Raw genomic sequence first — 13,827 nt, 5'->3', positions numbered from 1 at the left:
CAAGTAGCGATTCAGAAACAAAAAAGGAGCCCAAGGCTCCTTTTTCAATTCAATCAAGTTGCTAATCAACTAACTCTCGTTAACCAATGTTCTTCACTGGGTTCGCGTAGCTATCGATCAAGTACTGACGCGCACCTTGTGGCAGGCTCGATAGTTTAGCTTCAAACTCTTGCTTAACTACCGCTGTAATCGACTCATCTTCTTTTTCTGCTGCCAGTAAGTTTACTGGAAACAGTTTGTAGTTATCGTGGATCTGACGATCGATCTCTTCAGCAAGCGCTTCAGGGGTATCAAAATCTTGGTCGATAACCTGACCGAAGCCAACGTGAACGCGTCCTTTATTACCGATGATGCCTTGAATGATACTTTCGATATCTTCAAACTCACCCTTTTCGTAACTGCCGTTTACGTCTTTCTCGAAAAGCTCTATCGCTTTAGCCGTGTCACATGGGTCGTTCTCGTAAGAAATAGCCACAGGAACAATCTTCAATGACTTCACGTATTCAGGGAAAGCAATTTTTTGCTTACGTCCTTCAACGTGAAACATTTTCAAGATTGCTGGCTCAGTAAAATCGTTACCGTCTTTCGCACGACCTTCCTTTTGAGCGATCCAGATTGAGTTGCCTGTTTCTAGAGAGTGCTTAATGTAAGAAGACAACTGCCCTAGCGCTTTCATCATCTCACGCGGTCCTTTCAAAGAACGCTTTACGATGAAGCTCTTGTTCAAACGCATCAATTCAGTCGCACATGGCTTTTTCAACAGGTTGTCACCGATAGCGATGCGACAAGTCTGATGATTATTTTGATGCAGAGCGTAATTTACCAACGCAGGATCCATAGCAATGTCACGATGGTTTGATACAAACAGATAAGCTTGGTTCGCATCCAGTGACTCGACACCCGTGTACGTCACACCGTTAGTGGTTTTCGCTAACGTGTCGCGTAAGTACTTTTTCACTTCAATCTGAATGGATTCAACGCTAGTCAGCTTGCTCCATTTCATTTTTAAGTACACACGCAAAATCGGGCTCATTAATGCTTTGAACCAAGACGCATGGTTTGAAAAACGGTAGTGCAAGATTGCACTGATAAATTCTTCATCATTAATAAGACGGTTTAGTGCCGCTGGAATTTCATCATCGCCGTAAGGACGAATATCAACATATGGATCGGTTGGAGAGGTCATTTTTTAATTCATATAATAAAAAGCTGGCTCATTCTACGCGTTGTTTTGACTTCTCGCAGCTACAGAGCCCATACTTTTGACAAGGTCAGACCAGAAACATTGAAAATCCCCTGTTATTGTTGGCATTCTTTAAGATTAACGGTAATCTTGACGCCCCAAAATTAAGGTACTATCTATGAACTTCGCTATTGAATATACATCGGCTTACTTTTCACACTTGGTGATCACACCACGCAAGAAAGTACTTAAACATAGCCTTGTATCGGTTCAAAGTGGCTTGGTTTTGATTAAGTTAGGCAAACAAGAGTATGCCGTTGAACTAGGACAAAGCGTCTGGATTCCATACGACTGCCTAACGTCACTGACCTACTTTCCAAACACTCAGGTTAACCGTGTCGACTTTTCTGTTCGTTTGACGGATTCATTCCCAAGACAAGCGGGTTACATTACGCAAACTAACCTCTCTTCGGCACTACTAGAAAAGCTAGAGCAAACCAAAGCTCGTGCTTCCAATGCCAATAATACGGAACAAGCGTTTAAAGATATGCTTTCTGTCTTGAAGCAAGAAGTGTTGTCATTTAAACCACTGCTTTGCGAAAGTGCTCTTTCTCAGCGATTCAATCAATGGAACATTGATGATTCAAACCTGCCACAAGAGCACACTCTGGTGATGGTGATGCGAGAAGCGAAGAAACGCATGCAGTCAGGCCAAAAACGTTCACTTGTGATTGATGATCTGTTCTCAGGTAAAGAAGAAGAGTTCGAGCAACTGTGTATGCTTGTTTTTGGTGAAGATTTATAGCTTGGCGCTAAGTGAGAGCTGGTATTTAAACTAGCAAGCCAGATACTAAAAAGCCGCAAAAACTGAGTTTTTGCGGCTTTTTTAATTCTTAGTGTTTTTACATAGATAGCAATCTATCTATGTATCTGCTTGTCTAAAATGGCAACTCAACCTGCATCATTAGGTCGGCGTCACGTGAGTCATGCCAACGATAATCAAAGCGCATACGCGGCTGCCCTTCTACTTTCTCGCCAAAGCCGATGCTGAGTTGAAGACCATGATTCATCAACCACTCTTCTGTCGACATATCATACTGCTCATCTTCAAGGTCTTCTGGAAACCACATACCCAAGCCAATATAGTTTGATTCAATGCTTTGTGTCAGCAATGGCGAGTCTTTGGTTTGAAGAACCCAGTCAGACCAATAGTCTGGGGTGTTTTCGGCTTCTTCTTCACTCAATCCACTGATTTCCATCATGCGTTGGCCAAAAGACTCGATGCTCGAGGAGAAGTCTAAACAACTGCCATCTTTATCAGAAGTCAACATGATCGAATCTAAGCTAAAAAAATCGCATTCAGCATACGCAGGCACACTGCATGCTGCCATGATCATCGTCGCATGTATCGCGGACTTTAGCATAGTCTCAAATCCATTGAATTAGTAAACCTACATTATTGTATACAGACCACTATCTTGCAACGCTTTTGTAACTGACTTAGTGGTCAATTTTGCAACATCGATCCCACTTATCAATGCATTACGTATGTCTGTGCTGCGAATTTTCACTTTTTCAGGGCAAGCCATTACAGACCACCGCCCGGTAATCTCATCTGATTTATAGAAAGATGAGAACTTAAAGAAGTTATCTGGGCCAATAACAAATGTCAGTTCAGCGTCACGATGTAACTTTTGAAGCTCACTGAGCACCGCATAAGTCGTGACGCTTTCACCTGGCGTAAATAGGCTCTTTTCGATCAAAGAAAGCTCCACTTGGTCCAGTGACAGATCACTAATAAATTCGTTAACTAACTGACATCTCGTATCAAAGTCTAGCATCTCTTTTCCCCAAGCATGGGCAATACTTGGAACGAGTAGAATTTTGTCAAAGTGAGCCAACGAATCAATCACACTTTTGTGCCCTAAGCTCGGTGGATTAAACGCACTACCGAAAATGGCTATTTTTTCCATTATTAATTACTGCCTTCTCTTTCTAAGCTTGTGCAAAGAGGTTTTTAAATCGGATGATTTAGGTATGATAACACTAGATTTTTAATTTGCTTGCAGGAAAGGAATACGAATGGAACAGTTAATTCGTGACGAAATGCGCGTACTACCTTCAATTGACCCTCACTTCGAAGTGACTCGTCGTGTGGACTTTATCAAAACGAAACTTCAGCAGTCAGGCTGCAAGTCTCTGATCCTTGGTATCAGTGGCGGTGTGGATTCGACAACTTGTGGCCGCTTAGCACAGATGGCCGTTGATAGCCTAAATAAAAGCGCTGGTAGCAAAGACTACCAATTCATCGCGGTTCGCCTGCCTTACGGTGAACAAAAAGATGAAGACGAGGCGCAACTTGCTCTGTCTTTCATTCAGCCTTCTCAATCTGTTTCTGTAAATATTAAAGCGGGTGTTGATGGGCTTCACGCTGCATCTCACGTTGCTCTTGAAGGTACAGGCTTACTACCAACAGACTCAGCAAAAATCGACTTTGTGAAAGGTAATGTGAAAGCTCGCGCTCGCATGATCGCACAATACGAAATTGCAGGTTACGTTGGCGGCCTTGTAATCGGTACTGACCACTCAGCGGAAAACATTACTGGCTTCTACACCAAGCACGGTGACGGCGCATGTGATTTAGCACCGCTGTTCGGCCTGAACAAACGTCAAGTCCGTGAACTAGCAGCTACACTGGGCGCTCCAGAGCTACTGGTTAAGAAAGTACCAACTGCTGACCTAGAAGAGCTTGACCCACAGAAAGCCGATGAAGCAGCATTGAACCTTTCTTACGATCAGATCGATGACTTCCTTGAAGGCAAAGCCGTTTCTCAAGACGTATCCGATCGCTTAGTGAGTATCTACAAAGCAACACAGCACAAGCGTCAACCAATCCCAACGATCTACGATTAATTAGTTTTTGAATTAGTCTCAGAATCAAAAAGGCCGGAAGCTCATTCACGAACTTCCGGCCTTTCTATTTAGTGGTTTTCCTTTTGACCGAACGCGTCGTTAATCAACAACTTCGATATCGGTTTGAGGCACACTGCAACACGCCAGTATCTGACCCATATTGCGTTCATGTTCTTGCAATGCAGGCACATCCGGTTGGTGAACTTGCCCAGACTCAAGGGTCACTTTACAAGCGCCACAGAAACCAGCACGGCAGCTTGAAGCGATAGACACACCCGCCGACTCCGCTTGCTCTAGCAGGGTTGATTGGTTATTACCTTCAAACAGGTAGCCGTTCACACTTAACTGAAGCTGCTTCACCGCCTCTTCCGTAGACTGAGCAACACCAAACGCTTCTTGGTGGTAATGCTGAGGATTAAGCCCCATTTGAATCAGCAATTTCTTGGCATTATCCATAAAGCCATCAGGGCCACACACGAATGCTTGACGCTTGTGCAACTCTTCGATTTTGGCGACGTGAGACACGCTCAAACGTCCTGATAAACCACCCCACTCTTTCGTTGGTTGGCTTAGTGAGTAAATAACCTGTAAGCCTGGATGTTCATTGGCAATTTGATCGATCTCCGCTTGATAAGGGATATCTTCTTCGCTGCTGCATTGGTGATAGAAAACCACATCATCAATCTGGCCATGGTCGGCCAAATAACGAAGCATCGACAACATTGGCGTAATGCCGCTACCCGCAGACAAAAGCAGTAGTGGATGCTTAGGGTTTTGTTCTAAATAGAAAGCACCATCTGGGTTTTGAGCAACAAGAGTATCCCCCACTTGGAAGTGATCATTGAGCCAGTTGGAGATTTGACCATCATCCACTCGCTTTACAGAAATCGCTAAACGACCCGCACGTGAAGGACTAGAAGATAGCGTGTAACGACGAGACACTTTTTCGCCATCAATCACCATCTCAATCGGTAGATGTTGTCCTGGCTGATAGCTTGGTAATGAATGGTTCTCTTTCGCTGGCTCTAGCCAGAACGTCGTGAAGTCGCGAGCGATCTCTTCACGCTCGACGCAAGTTAAGTGCAGTGACTCAACCCAAGTATCTTCGTAGTGCTCTTTCTCTTTGGTTTCAAGTACCTCAACCACGTCACCCGCTTTCACCAGACCTTCATTTTTCGCCACAAGGTTCTGACCAAAGAAAACACCACCACGCTCGTTAGCTCTGAATGTAGAGAAGGTATTAAGAGGCTCTTTTGTTGCTCTAAATTCGCCACTCTCAACATCGACTGTCGTTAGGATACAGCGCTCACAAGGCTTCACCGCTTCGAATTCAACTTCACCAATTCGGATACGCTTCCAACCGTCTTCGGCAAAGGCTTCTGTATTTGAAACAACAAAGTTAGTACGGAACTGATCCATTGAATGGGTTTCAGGGCTGCGGCGATTGAGTTCATCTAGAGAGGCTTGGCTGATCACCAACATTGGATAGCCGTCAGCGAAACTGACATTCTGACCAAGCTTTTCTCGAACACGATTTGATTGCTCACCACAGAACAGCAGTTCTACGCGCACGCCCAACACATCACTGAACCAATCATCCGCCTCGTCGTTGGTGGTATACGCAGTGAAGCTATCTTTCCACACCGTTGCAGGCGCTTCTTGCATCTTAAAGTTTGCGTATTTCAGGCGCAGCGGCTCTTTACCTTCATAAGTAAAAATCAAACCGTCTGGCTGCAAGCTTGAAGACACCTTGACCATTTTAGGGTACTTACGCGCCGTCACCATTGATCCATCAGCCAACGCCAACATAAAACGTCTGTCGAAGGTAAGGCCCTGTTTTTCGACCCAAGCAGAAGAGAGTGCAATCCCGCCCACTGATTTAACCGGAAACACGTTGATTTGAGATAAGGAAGGAGCTTGCTCTGAAGCCTTTCGATCTATAGGTGACTGCGACATAACGATTCCAATGTTTTGTTGTTTGTCCCAATGCTAACAAATGGTTATAAATAGATAAACTGGCAGGCATTAAACACTTGATACTAAGCTAATATCTTGAGATGTTTAAATCACTGCCTTGTATACATTAAGACAGCAATGCATTAACACTCTCCATACGTTCTATAATGTGAACACGGTTATCGCATTGAACTTTCATTGAATAAAAAGGATTTATCATGAACAAACTCGTCATTATCATTTTATGTGTACTGCTTCCGCCTGTTGGTGTGTTCTTCGCTCGTGGCGCAGGTAAAGATTTGCTGATTAACATAGTCCTGACCTTCTTCTTTTGGGTACCAGGAATGATCCACGGACTCTGGGTGGCGACTCGCTAACCCGTATCCAAAAATAAATACCGAATTAAAACGCCATAAAAACAAGCTCCTAGCCCTGAAGAGTTAAAAATAGGATGAAATGAAAGTGCTTTTCCACTATCATCCTGTCGCCTAAACGTAAGCGATTGCTTTCACAGATTTCGCCGAGTTTAGGCTCCAACTACATAACACTTCAAATGGTGGGAGCCTTCAATGACACAACTTACGATTACTCGTCCTGACGACTGGCACGTTCATCTACGCGATGGCGAAGTATTAAAAGATACAGTGCGCGATATCAGCCGCTACAATGGTCGAGCGTTAATCATGCCAAACACCATCCCACCGGTAACCGATACCGAAATGGCTTTAGCTTACCGTGAACGCATCATGGCAGAGCAGCCAAGCGAGCAATTCCAGCCTCTAATGGCACTTTACCTAACAGACAACACAACACCTGAAGAAATTCGCAAAGCGAAAGAGTCTGGTGCAGTAGTGGCAGCAAAGCTTTACCCAGCGGGCGCAACAACTAACTCTGATTCAGGTGTGACGTCAGCACAAAAGATTTACCACGTGTTGGAAGCAATGCAAGAAGTGGATATGTTGCTACTGGTTCATGGTGAAGTAACCACTCACGATGTTGATATCTTCGACCGCGAGAAACAGTTCCTAGACACAGTGCTAGCTCCGATTGTGAACGACTTTCCTAACCTAAAGATTGTTCTTGAGCACATCACAACCGCTGACGCAGCAAACTTCGTTAAAAACGCGAATGACAACGTAGCGGCAACCATCACCGCTCACCACCTGCTTTACAACCGCAACCACATGTTGGTTGGCGGCATTAAGCCACACTTCTACTGCCTTCCTATTCTGAAGCGTAACACGCACCAATTAGCGCTTATCGAAGCTGCAACAAGCGGTAGCAAGAAGTTCTTCTTGGGTACAGACTCAGCACCACACGCAAAAGGTGCAAAAGAGTCAGCATGTGGTTGTGCGGGTTCTTACACAGCGCATGCTGCCGTTGAACTGTACGCAGAAGTGTTCGACTTAGAAGGTAAGATTGAGAATCTAGAAGCGTTTGCAAGCCACAACGGCCCGGACTTCTACGGTATTCCACGTAACACGGACACCATCACTCTTGTTAAAGAAGAGTGGAACGTTGCTGAAACCATGCCTTTCGGTTCAGACATCGTTGTGCCAATCCGTGGCGGCGAGACGATTGCTTGGTCTGTAAAGTAAGCGCTTATATTGCAAAATAAGAGCGTGGTGTTAATTAAACACGACCCATTAGATTAAAAAGGGGCACCATAATGATTATGGTGCCCCTTTTTCGTTTAGGGGAAAGAGGGTTCTATTAAAATCAATAATGCGCGATTACTTACCGCGAATTTTTCCAATCACAGTCCAGCCTGCAACGACGATCAGCCCAGCTAAGACACCAATAACACCGTTCAATAACGTTGGAACAACCGCTGTCGCTATCGTATGTCCACGAAAGTCCATAATAATCGGCTCAATTAAGTGATGAATCGCAGGAACGTTGTGCACCACAATACCGCCGCCAACCAAGAACATCGCGGCAGTACCGACCACAGCAAGCGTCTTCATTAATTTGGGAGCAAACGCGACTAGCCCGTTACCCAATTGAGTTTTAATGCCACTACCATTCGATGTTCGCTGCAGATAGAAGCCTAAATCATCCAACTTAACGATCCCTGCTACTAAGCCATAAACACCAATCGTCATCACAACCGCAATCAAACTCACGACAAGAATCTGAGTGACGATACTTGTACCCGTCACGGTACCCAGAGCGATCACGATGATTTCCGCAGATAATATGAAATCGGTACGAATCGCGCCTGCGACCTTCCTCTTCTCATACTCCTCTATGGATTCACCAGTACTTGTGTCCTCTCCCTTTTCAGCCTCTTGATGAGCATGAGGAAAGAGCTTCTCTAAGATTTTCTCTGCCCCTTCAAAACAAAGAAACAGACCACCAATCAAAAGCAAAGGCATGATCAGCCAAGGAATAAAGGCACTGATCAATAATGCGGCTGGCACCAAAATCAGCTTGTTTTTAAATGAGCCTTTTGCAACCGCCCAAACCACTGGGATTTCTCGTTCAGCAGAAACACCGGATACCTGCTGAGCGTTCAGCGCTAAGTCATCCCCCAACACACCGGCGGTTTTTTTCGCAGCGACCTTAGACATCAGTGCGACATCATCCAACACGGTTGCAATGTCATCCAGTAGCGTTAATAAACTTGCTCCAGCCATTTTATGGTCTCTTTTAAGGGATTAAACAATTGATAAAATGTAACACCATCAATCCACTCATCAAAGTTATGAGTCTGTAAAAAATAGAGTCACAAGTTGTGTTTTCTATTGCCGTCTCAGCTAGACAGGACTAGTCTGTCTTCATCTTTCGCGAACATAAAAGAAGAAGTATAGATGAAAAGTGAATACTCCTACCCAATCGGTGAGCCAGGACAAAAATGGCAAGAAGCAGAACGTCAAGCATGGTTCGCTCAAAGAACCGTTAAGCGTGAATACCAGCAAGAAGTCGTGCCAAAAATCCAAGCATTGGCAGACCGCTTTGACATCGAGCAATACGGCGCATTGAGCTACGATGAAGCTCGCTTCCCGCTTTTTGCAATTAAAAGCAAAAACTGGAACGCATCAAAACCAACGATCCTTGTAACGGGTGGTGTTCACGGTTACGAAACCAGTGGTGTGCATGGCGCGATCAAGTTCGCCGCAACTCAAGCAGAACAATATGCAGCGCATTTCAACATTGTTGTTGCACCTTGTGTGAGCCCTTGGGGTTACGAAGTCATCAACCGTTGGAACCCAAATGCTGTCGATCCAAACCGCTCTTTCTATGACGGTACGCCAGCAGAAGAATCAGCAAACCTACGTGCGTTAGTCGCTTCTTTACCAGAAGTCTTGGTTCACGTTGATCTACACGAAACGACAGATTCTGACGAAACAGAATTTCGACCAGCACTCGCAGCACGTGATGGTATTGAGTACATTGAAGGTATGATTCCAGACGGCTTCTACACAGTTGGCGATACTGAAAATCCACAGCCAGAATTCCAAGCGGCGGTGATTGCTTCAGTAGAAAAAGTAACGCACATTGCGCCAGCAGATGCAGACGGCAAGATCATTGGTTCTGAAGTTACCCAACATGGTGTGATTAACTACCCAATGAAGAAGCTTGGCTTATGTGGCGGTGTGACTGACTGTAAGTACGGTACAACCACAGAGGTTTACCCGGACAGCGATAAAGTGACAGACGAAGAGTGTAATGACGCTCAGGTTGCAGCGGTAGTCGGTGCTTTGGATTACGTTATTCAGCACGAACTGAACGCGTAAGCTATTAGCTAAAGCTGCTCCCTAAAACTAAAAAGAGCCATAAGTGACGATTCACTTGTGGCTCTTTTTTTGTCTTTTCTACTTGTCTTTGATTTCTTCTTGGGCATAAAAAAGCTCCCTTGCACATAGTACAAGAGAGCTTTGAAATAACACTGAAAAAGGAGTAATTAGCGAACTATATACTCCCCATACTCGATTACTTTATTTAGCGGTTTCACTAACGTTTTCTTGTCCTTTATCTACTTCAGTCAGTAGACCTTTCAACAAGCTAAAACAGCCAATAAGAAGAATGATCGTAAACGGCAGTGCAGCAATGATCGTTATCGATTGCAGTGCTTGGATAGATTGAGTACCACCAATCCACAGCATTACCATTGCAATAGCGCCTGAGATAACCGCCCAAACCACTTTCTGTTTCACTGGCACTTCTAGTTTACCACCCGCCGTCATGCCATCGATAACGATAGAACCTGAGTCTAGCGTAGTCACGAAGAATACGATGATCAGTGCTACAGCGATAACAGATAGAATGCTACCAAACGGGTATGCGTCTAGCATGTAGAACAAGCTTAGAGATACGTCTGTGATGCCTTGGTCGAGGCCAAGTTGCCCCACATGACTGATCACTTGCTCGATAGCCACGCCACCAAAGATAGACATCCAAGCCGATGTTACCAATGTTGGGATAATCAGTACGCAAAGTAGGAATTCACGCACCGTACGGCCTTTAGAAATACGCGCTACGAACATACCGAAGAATGGTGCATACGCAACCCACCATGCCCAGTAGAACACAGTCCAACCATGTAGCCATGTTGTATCTTCTCGACCAGAACTTTGGCTCAATGCAACGATGTTTTTCACATAACCCGTTACCGCAGTCGCCACAGAATCAAGCACAGTTGTGAAGTTCAGAACAGCGATAAGGCCAAGGAATACGAACGCAATAACCATGTTCAAGTTACTAAGGAACTTAACACCACCGTCCATACCACGTAGAACAGAGATGATCGCTAAGCCCATGATCAGAACGATGATAGATTGCTGAAGGAAGATGTTGTTCTCCAAGCCAAACACGTGGCTGATACCACTTGCTGCTTGTGTACCACCTAAGCCTAATGAGGTCGCAAGACCAAACAACGTAACCAGTACAGTAAGTACGTCGATCACATCACCGGTTTTGCCCCATACTCGTTCACCCAGAATTGGGTAGAACACGGAACGCATTGATAGCGGTAAGCCTTTGTTGTAAACAAAATACGCAAGGCAAAGTGCCGTCATGCCATAGATAGCCCAAGCATGGAAACCCCAGTGGAATACGGTCGCACCCAGTGCCAATTCACGGCCAGCTTCTGTGAAAGGTTCTGCATCGAGTGGCGTTCCGAACCAGTTGGTGAAGAACGCCGTTGGCTCTGCAACACCCCAGAAAATAAGTCCAATACCCATGCCTGCTGCGAATAGCATCGCAATCCAAGATGACATTGAATAATCCGCAGTCGCGTCTTCGCCACCTAAGCGAACTTTACCCAAAGGTGAGAATGCAAGAATAACGGCAAAAACTAACATGATGTTGGCTCCCCACATAAAGAGGAAGTCAAACTTAGATAAAACAGCACCCTTGATAGAATCAATCGCAGCTTTGGCATCTGCAGGAGGAAGAGCAAGAAGAGTGACGATAAAGAGAAGAGATAAGCCTACTGAGGCTACGAAGACTGTGTTATGGACATCCATGCCCCATTTACTGACGTTATCTTGACCAACTTGATAGTCAGTAGAATCAATACTGTATTTTTTTGATTTAAAACTCATAAATTATGATGTTCGCATATCCGAATCAACGAATATAAGGACGCTCTCCATATCCAACTACTACTTGATTGGCTCGCCATTTCACAAAAATAAAACGTGATAAAAACCACCGAGCAAGGTGATAAATGGACTTACTGGCTCAATCCCAAGGCGCACATTATAGCACAGCTCAAAGCATTTTGACTGAGTTTTAGCTCAATAGTCACCCAAACCACCGTTGATAGTGATAGTTAACCCAATAAAAACAGAATAAAATAAAAGAATAAAAACGTTCAAATACAACAATTTAAATTAAAATGACGAACCGTAAAATTACATCCAAACTTTTTGCAGATAATTTTAATAATCAGCCAATTTACTTATAGCTCTAATAAAAAAGCCCCGCTATAGGGGCGGGGAAAGTTACCAAAGGTAAAAGAGAAATCAGTGTTCAAATGTCAGTGCTGCGTCTCACAGATCAGCACTGCACATTTCAAAGACAGTACGTTAGATTGCGAAGCAAAAACCGAGGTTATAGTCTTCACCATTTTTCGCCGTGAACTCTTTGTCTTCACTTGATGCATTCGGGCGGCCACTTTCATCGCCTTTTACTAAGCTCACCCAGTGACGGATGCCAGAAGAACGGCTCGCCTCAGTTTGACCAAACGTGGTGCATGTCTCTAATTGGATATCTTGAATATCAACCAACTCCAGGCGGCCTGTGCCTTTACGAGCGCCGATTGTCACTTCAACGTGCGTACCGCTTTCATCACGGAATAGGATTGCTGAAGGCTTAGATTTATCACCTGTGTAAGCCACAAAGTGTTTAGCGCGTTTCAGTCCAGTATGTTCGCCATTCTTGAAGTAAACCTGAACGTGTCGGTAATCGATCTCGTAGCTCACTACATCTTCATGTGAACCCGTCTCTAGAGGAAATAGAGTATCAAGCAACTGTTTCGCCATTTTTTGTTTTTCGAGTTGCTTGTCTGCTTTCACCATTTCGACGGCAAAGACAGCTTCAGCAATAAATGTTGAATGGTTTCTGTGAAGTTCTGTTTTGTCTAGTGTCAGCATATTCATAGTCTATCCCTCGTACGGCTTTAAATTTCATTTAGGTCAAACATCCCAATAGACCCTTTTCAAAATTGTTCTTTACTGTGTGGTTTCCATGTTTTTCATACTACTTGTATTTTTGAAACAATTTCACAACAAAAATTACACACTGTGAATTTTACTAAATCGCTTTTTTACACAAACCGGTATTTCGAGCCCCCAGCCCTTTATTTAACTGGGTTGAGGGTTCCGTAGAAACGCATTTACGTGTTGTTTGAATTTGTGTAATAACCCACCCCAACCAACTTATTGTCGATAACTCGATAGTAAGTGTGCTTAGTTTCCACTTTGCTCGACAGCGGGTTTAACCATCGATAGGTGTAAACACCTCGACCATTTTCTTTGGCTAGGTTTAACATCTCAGTGAGAATCGGCTTATCGTCAGGACTTAGAATTTCGTTGTGTGAACGCCCAACAAGCTCAGGAGACACGCCATGCGCGAGCAGCTTTCCTGAACTCATATCCATCACAAACACATACAAGTCCCCTTCTACAAAACTACCTTCGGTATCATTAAATTCAGTAATGCTGTCTTGCTCAGACTCCACTATTGCGGTCATGGCTCTCGCCAATAATCGCTTAGCTTCTGCAGCACTGGAACGTTCTGGGTAATACCCCACGGCCACGATCACATCACCAACACGCTCGAAAAACGTGGTTTTAGGTTCGCCCATTCGGTCAGTCGGATTGGTCCAGTGGTACTTCACCTGACCAAAACCCTTGTGTACCGCTTTGGTGATCATTTCACGGAAAAAAGGATTGCCGTAAACGTCTTGCGTGTCCAACACACTGTCGCCCACCAGCACCATCGAAGATCCGCCACTGGCAAGGAATTGGCCATCGATGCCCAAAGCAAACACATATAGCTCCCCATCGATATATTCAGGGTCACTCATAAAGTCTTTAACGCTTTCATCGCCATCCTTTTGAACATGGACCACCGCTTTAGCAAGGAGAGTTTTGGCTCTTCTCTCAGCCTCGCTCACCACATGGGGCTCAGAAATATCGAGCACATTAACTGGCTCGTTTTCTTTTGCTGTTTCTGAATGTTCGGCACGTAGTCCAATGCCACTGATCACTGCAAATACGGCACAACCAATAAGGATAATTCTTGATATATTCATAGTAACTTCT

Annotated in this window: 13 protein-coding genes; 5 read left to right on the top strand and 8 right to left on the bottom strand. The window is 44.6% G+C overall.

Annotated features, from left to right (window positions below):
* Positions 1–79 precede the first annotated feature (79 nt).
* A complete protein-coding gene (locus OCV19_RS24450; RefSeq protein WP_065676773.1) occupies positions 80–1,186 on the bottom strand; it encodes a 1-acyl-sn-glycerol-3-phosphate acyltransferase in 1,107 nt (368 codons plus the stop codon).
* A 175-nt stretch (positions 1,187–1,361) separates the two neighbouring features.
* Between OCV19_RS24450 and OCV19_RS24445 the strand changes: the two genes are divergently transcribed.
* Positions 1,362–1,988: an AraC family transcriptional regulator gene (locus OCV19_RS24445; protein ID WP_065676772.1), complete on the top strand. Its 627-nt coding sequence runs from the start codon at positions 1,362–1,364 to the stop codon at positions 1,986–1,988.
* 133 nt (positions 1,989–2,121) lie between these two features.
* On the opposite strand, the gene OCV19_RS24440 is transcribed toward OCV19_RS24445, so the two are convergent.
* Together OCV19_RS24440 and OCV19_RS24435 are read right to left on the bottom strand one after the other, a co-directional pair.
* Positions 2,122–2,607, bottom strand: a complete 486-nt coding sequence (locus OCV19_RS24440) for a hypothetical protein (protein WP_065676771.1) — start codon at positions 2,605–2,607, stop codon at positions 2,122–2,124.
* A gap of 27 nt (positions 2,608–2,634) precedes the next feature.
* Positions 2,635–3,156, bottom strand: coding sequence for a nicotinate-nicotinamide nucleotide adenylyltransferase (locus OCV19_RS24435; protein ID WP_065676770.1), 522 nt, complete (start codon positions 3,154–3,156; stop codon positions 2,635–2,637).
* Between the two features lie 109 nt (positions 3,157–3,265).
* On the opposite strand from OCV19_RS24435, the gene nadE reads away from it, so the two are divergent.
* The gene (gene nadE / locus OCV19_RS24430) at positions 3,266–4,096 is read left to right on the top strand and encodes an ammonia-dependent NAD(+) synthetase (protein WP_065676769.1); all 831 of its coding nucleotides are present in this window, start codon (positions 3,266–3,268) and stop codon (positions 4,094–4,096) included.
* A gap of 99 nt (positions 4,097–4,195) precedes the next feature.
* Here the strand turns inward: nadE and OCV19_RS24425 are convergent, their stop codons facing one another.
* Positions 4,196–6,052 (bottom strand): hybrid-cluster NAD(P)-dependent oxidoreductase, encoded by a 1,857-nt coding sequence (locus OCV19_RS24425; protein ID WP_065676768.1) that lies wholly within the window; start codon positions 6,050–6,052, stop codon positions 4,196–4,198.
* Between the two features lie 218 nt (positions 6,053–6,270).
* On the opposite strand from OCV19_RS24425, the gene OCV19_RS24420 reads away from it, so the two are divergent.
* A complete protein-coding gene (locus OCV19_RS24420) occupies positions 6,271–6,429 on the top strand; it encodes a YqaE/Pmp3 family membrane protein (protein ID WP_008215717.1) in 159 nt (52 codons plus the stop codon).
* Between the two features lie 192 nt (positions 6,430–6,621).
* A complete protein-coding gene (gene pyrC / locus OCV19_RS24415; protein ID WP_048609740.1) occupies positions 6,622–7,650 on the top strand; it encodes a dihydroorotase in 1,029 nt (342 codons plus the stop codon).
* A 135-nt stretch (positions 7,651–7,785) separates the two neighbouring features.
* Here the strand turns inward: pyrC and OCV19_RS24410 are convergent, their stop codons facing one another.
* Positions 7,786–8,691 (bottom strand): DUF808 domain-containing protein, encoded by a 906-nt coding sequence (locus OCV19_RS24410; RefSeq protein WP_065676767.1) that lies wholly within the window; start codon positions 8,689–8,691, stop codon positions 7,786–7,788.
* Positions 8,692–8,865: 174 nt separating this feature from the next.
* Between OCV19_RS24410 and OCV19_RS24405 the strand changes: the two genes are divergently transcribed.
* Positions 8,866–9,792: a M14 family metallopeptidase gene (locus OCV19_RS24405; RefSeq protein WP_065676766.1), complete on the top strand. Its 927-nt coding sequence runs from the start codon at positions 8,866–8,868 to the stop codon at positions 9,790–9,792.
* Positions 9,793–9,993: 201 nt separating this feature from the next.
* On the opposite strand, the gene OCV19_RS24400 is transcribed toward OCV19_RS24405, so the two are convergent.
* The 3 genes from OCV19_RS24400 to OCV19_RS24390 form a co-directional block, all read right to left on the bottom strand.
* Positions 9,994–11,601, bottom strand: a complete 1,608-nt coding sequence (locus OCV19_RS24400) for a BCCT family transporter (protein WP_065676765.1) — start codon at positions 11,599–11,601, stop codon at positions 9,994–9,996.
* 486 nt (positions 11,602–12,087) lie between these two features.
* Positions 12,088–12,660 (bottom strand): aldolase/citrate lyase/malate synthase family protein, encoded by a 573-nt coding sequence (locus tag OCV19_RS24395; protein ID WP_017064292.1) that lies wholly within the window; start codon positions 12,658–12,660, stop codon positions 12,088–12,090.
* A gap of 236 nt (positions 12,661–12,896) precedes the next feature.
* A complete protein-coding gene (locus tag OCV19_RS24390) occupies positions 12,897–13,817 on the bottom strand; it encodes a cache domain-containing protein (RefSeq protein ID WP_065676764.1) in 921 nt (306 codons plus the stop codon).
* Between the last annotated feature and the right edge of the window lie 10 nt (positions 13,818–13,827).

This window comes from Vibrio celticus (genome assembly GCF_024347335.1).
Classification (GTDB): Bacteria; Pseudomonadota; Gammaproteobacteria; order Enterobacterales; family Vibrionaceae; genus Vibrio; species Vibrio celticus.
This window is presented reverse-complemented; position numbering and strand designations above follow the sequence as displayed.

Coding starts and splice junctions, on each gene's coding strand:
- OCV19_RS24450 (WP_065676773.1), bottom strand. CDS start 1,186: ATGACCTCTCCAACCGATCCATATGTTGATATTCGTCCTTACGGCGAT.
- OCV19_RS24445 (WP_065676772.1), top strand. CDS start 1,362: ATGAACTTCGCTATTGAATATACATCGGCTTACTTTTCACACTTGGTG.
- OCV19_RS24440 (WP_065676771.1), bottom strand. CDS start 2,607: ATGCTAAAGTCCGCGATACATGCGACGATGATCATGGCAGCATGCAGT.
- OCV19_RS24435 (WP_065676770.1), bottom strand. CDS start 3,156: ATGGAAAAAATAGCCATTTTCGGTAGTGCGTTTAATCCACCGAGCTTA.
- nadE (WP_065676769.1), top strand. CDS start 3,266: ATGGAACAGTTAATTCGTGACGAAATGCGCGTACTACCTTCAATTGAC.
- OCV19_RS24425 (WP_065676768.1), bottom strand. CDS start 6,052: ATGTCGCAGTCACCTATAGATCGAAAGGCTTCAGAGCAAGCTCCTTCC.
- OCV19_RS24420 (WP_008215717.1), top strand. CDS start 6,271: ATGAACAAACTCGTCATTATCATTTTATGTGTACTGCTTCCGCCTGTT.
- pyrC (WP_048609740.1), top strand. CDS start 6,622: ATGACACAACTTACGATTACTCGTCCTGACGACTGGCACGTTCATCTA.
- OCV19_RS24410 (WP_065676767.1), bottom strand. CDS start 8,691: ATGGCTGGAGCAAGTTTATTAACGCTACTGGATGACATTGCAACCGTG.
- OCV19_RS24405 (WP_065676766.1), top strand. CDS start 8,866: ATGAAAAGTGAATACTCCTACCCAATCGGTGAGCCAGGACAAAAATGG.
- OCV19_RS24400 (WP_065676765.1), bottom strand. CDS start 11,601: ATGAGTTTTAAATCAAAAAAATACAGTATTGATTCTACTGACTATCAA.
- OCV19_RS24395 (WP_017064292.1), bottom strand. CDS start 12,660: ATGAATATGCTGACACTAGACAAAACAGAACTTCACAGAAACCATTCA.
- OCV19_RS24390 (WP_065676764.1), bottom strand. CDS start 13,817: ATGAATATATCAAGAATTATCCTTATTGGTTGTGCCGTATTTGCAGTG.